At 33.6% G+C, this 8,671-nt stretch carries 13 protein-coding genes; 5 read left to right on the top strand and 8 right to left on the bottom strand.

The window, feature by feature from the left end:
• Positions 1 to 75: 75 nt before the first annotated feature.
• Together ACFIL8_RS06425 and ssb are read right to left on the bottom strand one after the other, a co-directional pair.
• On the bottom strand, positions 76 to 612 hold the full coding sequence (locus ACFIL8_RS06425) for a hypothetical protein (RefSeq protein ID WP_375638819.1): 537 nt from the start codon (positions 610 to 612) through the stop codon (positions 76 to 78).
• A 10-nt stretch (positions 613 to 622) separates the two neighbouring features.
• Positions 623 to 1,075 carry a single-stranded DNA-binding protein gene (gene ssb, locus ACFIL8_RS06420; RefSeq protein WP_375689163.1) on the bottom strand — a complete coding sequence of 151 codons (453 nt, stop codon included), beginning with the start codon at positions 1,073 to 1,075 and terminating at the stop codon, positions 623 to 625.
• Positions 1,076 to 1,378: 303 nt separating this feature from the next.
• Between ssb and ACFIL8_RS06415 the strand changes: the two genes are divergently transcribed.
• From ACFIL8_RS06415 to ACFIL8_RS06405, 3 genes are all read left to right on the top strand, one after another.
• The gene (locus tag ACFIL8_RS06415; protein WP_375610932.1) at positions 1,379 to 1,570 is read left to right on the top strand and encodes a hypothetical protein; all 192 of its coding nucleotides are present in this window, start codon (positions 1,379 to 1,381) and stop codon (positions 1,568 to 1,570) included.
• A gap of 67 nt (positions 1,571 to 1,637) precedes the next feature.
• Entirely contained in the window at positions 1,638 to 2,066 is a 429-nt protein-coding gene (locus ACFIL8_RS06410; protein ID WP_375610933.1) for a type II toxin-antitoxin system HicB family antitoxin, read from the top strand.
• Positions 2,067 to 2,311: 245 nt separating this feature from the next.
• Complete coding sequence (locus tag ACFIL8_RS06405) at positions 2,312 to 3,166, top strand: hypothetical protein (RefSeq protein ID WP_375610934.1); 855 nt, start codon at positions 2,312 to 2,314, stop codon at positions 3,164 to 3,166.
• Here ACFIL8_RS06405 and ACFIL8_RS06400 read toward each other — a convergent pair.
• The 3 genes from ACFIL8_RS06400 to ACFIL8_RS06390 all read right to left on the bottom strand — a co-directional run bounded on the left by ACFIL8_RS06400 (position 3,150) and on the right by ACFIL8_RS06390 (position 5,602).
• Positions 3,150 to 3,689 (bottom strand): hypothetical protein, encoded by a 540-nt coding sequence (locus tag ACFIL8_RS06400; RefSeq protein WP_375610935.1) that lies wholly within the window; start codon positions 3,687 to 3,689, stop codon positions 3,150 to 3,152. The genes ACFIL8_RS06405 and ACFIL8_RS06400 overlap by 17 nt on opposite strands.
• A gap of 878 nt (positions 3,690 to 4,567) precedes the next feature.
• Complete coding sequence (locus tag ACFIL8_RS06395; protein WP_375681461.1) at positions 4,568 to 4,909, bottom strand: hypothetical protein; 342 nt, start codon at positions 4,907 to 4,909, stop codon at positions 4,568 to 4,570.
• A gap of 441 nt (positions 4,910 to 5,350) precedes the next feature.
• Complete coding sequence (locus ACFIL8_RS06390) at positions 5,351 to 5,602, bottom strand: hypothetical protein (protein ID WP_375638815.1); 252 nt, start codon at positions 5,600 to 5,602, stop codon at positions 5,351 to 5,353.
• Positions 5,603 to 5,809: 207 nt separating this feature from the next.
• On the opposite strand from ACFIL8_RS06390, the gene ACFIL8_RS06385 reads away from it, so the two are divergent.
• A complete protein-coding gene (locus tag ACFIL8_RS06385; RefSeq protein WP_375638813.1) occupies positions 5,810 to 6,385 on the top strand; it encodes a hypothetical protein in 576 nt (191 codons plus the stop codon).
• 27 nt (positions 6,386 to 6,412) lie between these two features.
• Here the strand turns inward: ACFIL8_RS06385 and ACFIL8_RS06380 are convergent, their stop codons facing one another.
• The 3 genes from ACFIL8_RS06380 to ACFIL8_RS06370 all read right to left on the bottom strand — a co-directional run bounded on the left by ACFIL8_RS06380 (position 6,413) and on the right by ACFIL8_RS06370 (position 7,519).
• The gene (locus tag ACFIL8_RS06380) at positions 6,413 to 6,661 is read right to left on the bottom strand and encodes a hypothetical protein (RefSeq protein ID WP_375681460.1); all 249 of its coding nucleotides are present in this window, start codon (positions 6,659 to 6,661) and stop codon (positions 6,413 to 6,415) included.
• A 77-nt stretch (positions 6,662 to 6,738) separates the two neighbouring features.
• The gene (locus tag ACFIL8_RS06375) at positions 6,739 to 7,146 is read right to left on the bottom strand and encodes a hypothetical protein (RefSeq protein WP_375638809.1); all 408 of its coding nucleotides are present in this window, start codon (positions 7,144 to 7,146) and stop codon (positions 6,739 to 6,741) included.
• A gap of 55 nt (positions 7,147 to 7,201) precedes the next feature.
• A complete protein-coding gene (locus tag ACFIL8_RS06370) occupies positions 7,202 to 7,519 on the bottom strand; it encodes a hypothetical protein (RefSeq protein ID WP_375632673.1) in 318 nt (105 codons plus the stop codon).
• Between the two features lie 220 nt (positions 7,520 to 7,739).
• On the opposite strand from ACFIL8_RS06370, the gene ACFIL8_RS06365 reads away from it, so the two are divergent.
• Positions 7,740 to 8,201: a helix-turn-helix transcriptional regulator gene (locus ACFIL8_RS06365; RefSeq protein WP_375681459.1), complete on the top strand. Its 462-nt coding sequence runs from the start codon at positions 7,740 to 7,742 to the stop codon at positions 8,199 to 8,201.
• Positions 8,202 to 8,671: the final 470 nt, after the last annotated feature.

The raw sequence follows: 8,671 nt of genomic DNA, 5'->3' as shown, positions 1-8,671 counted from the left end.
TTGTTCCATTACCTAAACTCATAATGTGTAAATATATACACATTTTAATGATTTTTCATCTGATGTCAATTCTTTTTAATGGCTAAAATGCTTATGAAGCGCATTAAGAGCAATGCGCAATGAAAGCACAAGGTGTGGTAGTGATTGATCTTCTATGACAAGATACTGTAATGCGGCATGAAGGTTATATTGACGGTGTAAACATTGAGCTTCTTGAACAACATCTTTTACAGCTAAAAGATGTTCTGTTGCCTTCTGTGCCCATTTCTCTCTTGCTCCGTTATCAGAAGTTGTAGGCATTTCATCATAAATTGCATTAGGCAATGCTTTTGCACATAGGTAATTGTTTTTCACTTCAAGATATTTTTGCGCAGCATCATATTGGTCTTGATTGATTTCGCCTTGCAAATAAAGCCGCCCAATATAGGTACCGGAAAGCGGATTTTTAGCCTCTTCTATGGTCAAGCCAAAGCGTTTGGCACGCATTTCAATTGCCAATTTATCCATGGGTTCATGCGGTGTTTTTGCTCGTGAGATGCGTCCGTTTGGTTCTCTTATGCATCCTTTTATCCGAGGACGTCCGCGTTTTGTACGTTTTTTTCTCTTTGTCATATGTTATCAATCAGAATGGGACACTATCGTTAAGAGCTGTTCTATAATCTTGAGCACCTAAAGCGATAGCATAATTTTGAGAAGTAACGGGTGAAGGGGTAGGGGATGCCGATTGATCTTTCTTTACATCAAGCAAATACAACTCGCCTTTGAATTGTGGTAAGACAATCTCTGTTGTGTAACGGTCATGCCCATTTTTATCTTGCCATTTGCGTGTTTGTAATTTGCCTTCTACGTAAATCTTTGAACCTTTGTTGAGATACTGAAGTGTAATTTTTGCTAAATGTGGATTAAAAATCACCACGGAATGCCATTCTGTTTTCTCTACTTTTTGATTGGTTTTTTTATCTGTATAGCTCTCAGAAGTCGCTATACTAAAATTGACTATTTCTGCTCCAGAATTCATTGTTTTGCTTTCGGGATTAGCACCAAGGCGCCCGATTAACGTCACTTTGTTTAGCATGTTTTTTCTTACCTTAAATTTGTATTTTAATACATAGAAAACCTTAACATTATTTGCTTATTTTTTCAATTGTTTCAGTTTATTAATAACAGTTTTTTAAGTATTACATTATAATATTATTTGACAAATTATTCATCAAAAAAACATGTCACACAAATGGCACGGCTTTCTTATTTCTGCTTTTAACGTTTCAATAAATATCCTTTCATTAAGAGTCTGTATCAAACTTTTTTGTTCGATTTATTGTTGACTATCGAACCTTTTTGTGCGATATTCATTTTATAAAGTAAAGGGGGAGGCTAAATGAAACGAGAAGCACTGCTTAGAGAATTACGTAAAGAAGCCAGAAATAGAGGCATTCATTACAGTGAAGCTCCTGATGCAGGCAAAGGGTCATATTATTTGGTAACTTTTGGAGACAAGACAACCGTTATAAAATCTGGTGAATTGACCCCACTTTACGTGAAAATAATAAAAAAGCAGTTGAGGGTATGAGTTACTCTCTCAATGGCTTTGATTTTTCGTTTTAAAAGCATTTCGATTATGGCGAGGATACCTAAACATGGAATACACTTATCAAGCAAAACTGGAATCTGATCCAGACGGTGGTTTTATTGTAACCTTTCCAGATGTACCAGAAGCAATAACAGCTGGAGAAAATAGAGCAGAGGCATTAGAGAATGCTGTTGAAGCTTTAGCTTTAGCATTACGGAGCTATTCTATGCGCGGTTTGCCTTTACCAATGCCACAACAGTATAAAGACCTTGTAGAGGTTACTGTAGATGCATGGAATGTTCTTAAACTTGCAGTGGTAGAAGCCTTTAATGAAGCGAATATCACAAAAACAGAATTGGCTAATCGTTTGGGTAAAAAAGAAACAGAAGCAAGACGCATTCTTGATCCAAATTATCCAACTAAGCTTCAAACATTAGAGCAAACACTGAGTGTTCTTGGAAAGAAAGTCGTTATTACAATCAAAGATGCAACCTAATTTCTTCTCCACTTAAAAGCTGGGAAGATGATCATACTTCTTTTAAACTTAAGCAGCTTTTAATAGATCTTCTAAAACTCATATTGCTTCTACAATTAAAATTTTATAGCCTCTACCTTTCACTTGAATGATTCTAAAAGACACGAGATATTTGAGATACAAACTACCTACTTCATAATCACTGAGATAACTTAGATAGTATCTATCGCCCATAAGACTATAAACGTTGTAATTGTGTTAGCTTTATGAATACCATTAACTTCCTTTCTTATAAATATGAAATAGATACAGACTCAAAATTAGTTAATACAAATTGTATCGATAAATTTTTGCAGGAAGGAACGTATACTCTTACCGTGAAGAATCAATGTGCTACCTTAACAATTGAAAAACTTTTTGTGGAATCAAGTACCTACTATTGGGTTTATGTTTTAACAGGAGAAGAAAGTCCTTATAATCCTGAAGTGATTGATTCCGAAAATGGCTTTCAAAGCGTTCCTAACCCGCGTTCTAAAAAACAAATTGAACAAAATGAACAATATTTTGGAGTTTTGATTCCTACAAAATTCATTCTTTTTTCTTCAAGTAAAAAGCTAAACCAATGCTTGCAGTCACACTACAAAGAAAATTTCAAGGAAGAAATTAATATTTTACCTGAGCTTATTGATAAGCAAGATTTCGAAAAAAAATTGCATTCAATTAAAGAAATAAAACTAAAATATAAAAAACAAAAACAATTAGAACTTTTTGGAAAGCAATCAGCAAAATGCTTAGTGGAGTTGGCTAAAGATTCTCTTGATGCATTTCCCACTGATGATGTTACTGAAATAGAACTCAGCTTAGATATCAAATTTAAAGAAGAAAATAATTTAAGGGAATATTTGTGGAATTTTTTAAAAAAAGATAAAAAAAATCCTATATTGCACAAATTAAATTTTGTGGGAGATACATATGATAAGTTCGATGTAATATTTAATACTGAGAGTTTTCAGCATAGAATCCGTATTAAATCATCTAAAGATGATAATGGCAGATATAATAAAGATTTTGTAAAAAAAGAATTGATATTTGAAATCGGAAATTTCACTGTGGCTTTATAATGGAACACTGCAGTGTAAGGATAGATATATTTATTAAATTGCGTGTATACAACATAAGAAAGAGTACACGGCATAAAAAATAATACCAAAGTACAATGTTTAAATACCAAATAGCAATATCTGAGTACCACATTATGGTATCTAATGAAAAAGGAAATTTGTGTTCCACATACCTAAAAATGACAGGCAAAGAAACAGTTTCTTTATAACTATTTGGGAAAATTAAAACGACAAGCGCTAAAATTATTATATTTAAGAGTCGGTGCATATATTGTTGTAAATCACGTGTTAGTTTCACCCAACCCGTTGTACCATCATCTTTATATTTTGGGTTGTTCTGCAACTCAGAAGGAATATTAGAATTGCATAAAATTGCAAAAATAGTTGTTACTATTATCAAACCAACAGATGCGAATGTCAAAATACCCTGAATAAAGTCAATATTTTTTTTAATTCCTGAAAAACATAAAAATATAAAAACTATAATGCCAAACAAGGCTCTTAGTTGCTTATCTGTAAACATACTCATTTCCTGTGAAAAAATTATGATTTCAATTTTTTAAATTATTTTCTGATAGAAGGCACAAACTACCTTTAGTTTTTTCGCGTTTGCTTTCCTTTTAATAGCAACGTCTTCTATTGCATCCAGTTGCTTTTAGTTAACCTCATCTATTATTTATCTATAGTTGATGATCGCTTTAAGTACTAAGATCCTCTAACCTTTCATAAAGATTAAAGAAACACTCTGTTATTTCAAAAATACACGAAAGAACTTAATGACTGCTGCAATATTTTTTTACATTGATACTAGCTATTTATGTTTTTTAAACAAATATCTTGAAATTTTCACATCCTAAAATTCTTAATTTGTATTAAAGGATTCACTTAGTTTATAAATTTGGTACTGCATACAATTTTAGGAAAGTATTATACCTTAAAAAAAATTTTTAGTCACTCTTAAAACGCATATCTAATCGTAAAATGATCACCACTTTTCACTATTTTGCTAACCTGCAATGTTTTTCACTGTTCCTCCAATACCATTTAAAGTTTCTTCAAGCTCTTGCTTGTGAACAAGCGTTAGTCGTCTAAAGTGCTCTTTCGCTGTTTTTTCTTTGAGTGTTTTCTCACGTGTATTTTAATTGCTCTACGTACACTTTCGGCTTTTGAAAGAAGGTTATTTTCTACTGTCTGGCAATAAGCTAAAAGCTCTCCACAAATTGGCATAAATGTTTTTGATATCCCCATTGCTTGACCAGTTACGATATCTTCGACGCCCTTTTTCAGAGCATATGCTGAAATCCGTTCCAGCATCATGCTATAGGAAAGGATAACGGCCTTGGAATCTGTGTTCGCAGGGACTTCATGCTTGAGAGTAGGAAAGAAGCTTGCTCAATTTGCTTAACTGAAGCTTTCACAGAGAGCAACGCTTGTAGACGATTGCAAGCATCTAAGGTTTGCGCTTCCTCCTGTTTCGTCAATGTATTCCCAGTTTTCAAAGTCAATGGATACCCCGGACTGATCATTTCCATAATGACCACCTAACCGTTTCTCCTGTTCTAATCTTGCTTTTTTCTGTGCTAAAAAAAACACTTTGGATGTGTAACCCAATTGCACCCAGTCCTTTGCCAATCTCGTTTGTTTGCACTTTTTACCTGGGTTTGCTATCCAGTAATTTGTGAACCGTTCAAATTCTGACACTGCCTCATGATGCGTTAATCCTTGATCGATTGCGTATTGCAAATTAGGTTCAAAATCCGCAGGTAAGAGAAACCCATATTTTGACCTAGTCCGCTTCGCTTTTTTGGGAACGTTCTTTTGCTCGTGAATGGGAGGTTGGTTTTCTACACCCGTTGTGATTTGCTTTGGTTGGCTTTCGCAAGCATGAACCTCTGTTGGCTCGTCAACCTGTTCGTTTGTTTCTAAACTTTCAGAACAAATTTCTTTTTTTTCTAAAACGATAGTTTAGTTTTTTTATTATATATGTTATTGTTAATGACATCATTAAGCATTGCTTGTGTATTGCTAGAATCCTCACAAGCATCATGCTTAGCATCTTGATCATCACTAATTGTTTTTGCTTTATGATGTTTTGCCCATTTTGCTTGCGCTGCCTTCTGTGCTCTCTGAAAATTTATTTAAATTTTCGTTTGAGTTATTGAGTTCTTCCTCAACATCTGAATTTCACAAACGACCATCTTCTAAGCAAATGATGTGTCCAAATCTAAATAAATAATCTAATGCCTTTTGAAATCTTTTTACTGAACAACAAGTAAAATGAGATAATATTTGTGAATCATTCAAAAGAGGTTCACGCGTGTGTAACATTCTTATCCGCAACTTCACATAAACATTGACTTCCATAGGCGGTAAATCAGAAAGTTTAAATAGCCATTGGTCTGTATTAAGTCTCGTCCATGGTATTTTACTGGACATGTATACCCCCCTTCTTTCTTTAAATATAAAATTGCTAAAGAGTCTGCTTCGTTGTCGTCTTTAGGCACATGTCTTTGGAACATATCGCCCAGCCTGTCTTTGTCCCTAGATCAAGACAGAAAATCGTGTTAGTCATTTGCTATTTCATTTAAAAATATTTTTACAAAGCCGTTCGACGGTAATTATTATTCGAAATAAAGGTGGAAAATGCCTGATAATGGTGTGCTTCAAAATACAAACAATCAAGTAAACAACATTCCACTGCAACCTTTGTTTATTACATCTTGTTATGAAGAGTTTGCTGATGATATTGCATGGTTTAATTTTCACAATATAGCTCCCTTTGATATTAAATTACATTCTGTTTCTGGTGTTTACTGTCGGAAACCATGTAGTGATATTAACTGGGAACATACTAATTCTTGGCCTGAAGTATTTCTTTCTGTTGGTCAATTTAATGCGCCTTCTTTACCTTATTGCCATAATATCGAAGATAGAATTCATTTTATAAGCCCACCTGAAGTACCTGCGTCGAAAGTATTATTGTCTATAAATATTCCAGCCCATACAAAATGTTTTGCTATCATAGGTATACAATTTGGGGCCGATATTGATAGAACATATGGGGCTTCTGTTAAACTTACTTTTCAATTTTCTCCAACTTATGATTTCACAAAAATTTTTAATGCTAATATTTTTTTAGAACGTATATTTCCCCTAAAGAAGAAGCCAAACGAATCCAATCATCATGGAATGAAATGGAGGCTGCAACAGATCGATTAAAAGCATATCAATTACGAAGCGCTTCATCTAATATGCAGACCGCTTATTATGCTTCTCGAATAATCCCTGAAATTTCTCTTGGAAAGCTTGTGTGTTACCGTATACCTCTAAGTACAACTTTGATCCTAAAGCATTTTTAGCTATTAAATGGTTATTTTCATCAAAAGAAAAATTCCAATCAGAATTACTAAAAACAATTGTACAACCATCTGGAAAACCTATTGCATGTATTAAATCTTCTGAAGAGCTAAAAGTATAACGTGGTGGTTTTTTCATTTCCTCCCCTTATGGTTGATGCGTATTTATATGTGCGCTATGGCAGAGCGCGTAGTTATAAGTTTTGAAAAATTGGATTAACTCAATTCAGACACACATTGCACGCATCTTATTAATTTGATTTCTTCTTTTCTTTTTTCGATGAGTTTATCCCTTAAGAAATCAAGCCTATTTTTGACTAAGACTATAAACAAGATCAGCTCATTTAAGCAATAAAAAGATGACAACTCTTGAGAAAAATAATTATCAAACCAAGTTGTAGTTGTAAAAGCTTGCGTAAACACAGATAAAAACCATTGATTAAAATCATCGTACGGCAATAACGGAAAATATTTTCTATCATCACGCGCAAAGATACTATGCAGCATATAGACAAAACAACCTGTTGATGAGGGATCTATGCTTATTTCAAAACATGCATCTTGAGGCGAAAGGACACCATAATATATGTTTTCCTGTCCAATCTTATTAACAAGATCAATCAACTGGACTTTGCTTATAGTGATCTGTGAGACATCTACTATCTCTGATCTTTCTTCTTTAAGAGTGTGAATGGTGCTGTTGATGTTCATTATTATCTGTAGGGGCAGCAATAAAAGCAGAATGTGAAGATAATTTAGAATCACATGATTGCGTCCTATAAAAAAACGAGAAAAAGTCTTCTGCCTTAATCGGTGCTCCAATTCTTTTAGCTTTATTCAAAAGAATTGGGATATGTTTTGTCGGAATTCTCCCACCAGTTCCGCCTTTTGATACAGGACGGAGCCAGACGTACATGCGTGTTCTATGAACCCCAAGCAACTGAGATACTCTACGAACCCCACCTAATAAATTTATTATTTCCGAAAATTGTTTCATAAGTCATATTGTGGCTTATTTAGGTACAATATCAATAGAAAATGTAACGAAAATCACAAAAGATTTTTTTTCTAACAAAGATATAATGGAAACCATGAATAACATTATGAAAATTTGGCTAAGTGAAGCCTTACAAGAATCTGGATTATCTCAATCATAGCTTGCCAGACAACTAAGTGAGAAGGTACATCGTCCTATCTACCGCTCTGCAGTCAATAAAATGCTGACAGGTGAACGAGGAATAAGTGCACAAGAAGGTATAGCAATTGAGGAAATCACGAAATACCCACTTCCACGAAAAAAAACTATACCCTTAATGGGATATGTAGGAGCAGGTTCAGAAATTATCCCCTATGAAGATGGTTGGCTTGAAGAAGTGGAAATGCCCCCGTATATTACAAAGGATACATACGCAGTAAAAGTTGAAGGCGATTCAATGGAACCTTTCATTGAAGATAAATCCATTTTATTTTATTCAGAAAACATTTCTCCAAGTTTACTTCTTAATAAAAAAGCAATTGTCTATACGCAAGATGGACGTTGTTTTGTCAAAATAATAAAGCAAGGTAGTAAGCCTGGTTTATTTAATTTAGAGAGTTTAAATAGGTTGTATCCAGAAATAAAAGATATTGCATTAATTTGGGCTGCGCCTATAGACTGGATAAAACCACCGAGATTTTAAAATAGTTAAATCATATGAGCATAATTTTCTTCTTATCGTATATTTCTGTTAAGGAGAGAATTATGCAAATATTTGCAAAATAATCGATTAGAATATTAAAATTCAATGTAATTAGTATTACTAAAGCTCTAGCTATTCTAAACATATACCCCTTTTTTAGTAATTACAGTTTTAATTTTCTAAGTGAATTTTTATATTTATGTAAAAATTTCTAAAATCGGTACATATGTATTAACATATGTTCTTAAATACACTACATTGGTATCCATAAACCACACACAAACAATTGCCAAGAGGCGTTGGGGAGGAGAAATTATGGAAAATCCAATTCTTATAAATTCCGATGAAATTTTATTAGTTGTCTATAATGATGATCAAAACATTGGTCGGTCAGGACCACTGGATGAAAGCCAAGTTCTAAAAATTATTGACGAGGCAGATGATGCAATCCAAATCTTTCGCATCAATCC

This window comes from Bartonella sp. AP57NXGY, from assembly GCF_042195805.1.
GTDB lineage: Bacteria > Pseudomonadota > Alphaproteobacteria > Rhizobiales > Rhizobiaceae > Bartonella.
Note: the sequence above shows the minus strand (reverse complement) of the source record. Positions and strands in the feature narration are given on the sequence as shown.

Coding starts and splice junctions, on each gene's coding strand:
- ACFIL8_RS06425 (WP_375638819.1), bottom strand. CDS start 612: ATGACAAAGAGAAAAAAACGTACAAAACGCGGACGTCCTCGGATAAAA.
- ssb (WP_375689163.1), bottom strand. CDS start 1,075: ATGCTAAACAAAGTGACGTTAATCGGGCGCCTTGGTGCTAATCCCGAA.
- ACFIL8_RS06415 (WP_375610932.1), top strand. CDS start 1,379: ATGAAACGAGAAGCACTGCTTAGAGAATTACGTAAAGAAGCCAGAAAT.
- ACFIL8_RS06410 (WP_375610933.1), top strand. CDS start 1,638: ATGGAATACACTTATCAAGCAAAACTGGAATCTGATCCAGACGGTGGT.
- ACFIL8_RS06405 (WP_375610934.1), top strand. CDS start 2,312: ATGAATACCATTAACTTCCTTTCTTATAAATATGAAATAGATACAGAC.
- ACFIL8_RS06400 (WP_375610935.1), bottom strand. CDS start 3,689: ATGTTTACAGATAAGCAACTAAGAGCCTTGTTTGGCATTATAGTTTTT.
- ACFIL8_RS06390 (WP_375638815.1), bottom strand. CDS start 5,602: ATGTCCAGTAAAATACCATGGACGAGACTTAATACAGACCAATGGCTA.
- ACFIL8_RS06385 (WP_375638813.1), top strand. CDS start 5,810: ATGCCTGATAATGGTGTGCTTCAAAATACAAACAATCAAGTAAACAAC.
- ACFIL8_RS06380 (WP_375681460.1), bottom strand. CDS start 6,661: ATGAAAAAACCACCACGTTATACTTTTAGCTCTTCAGAAGATTTAATA.
- ACFIL8_RS06370 (WP_375632673.1), bottom strand. CDS start 7,519: ATGAAACAATTTTCGGAAATAATAAATTTATTAGGTGGGGTTCGTAGA.
- ACFIL8_RS06365 (WP_375681459.1), top strand. CDS start 7,740: ATGCTGACAGGTGAACGAGGAATAAGTGCACAAGAAGGTATAGCAATT.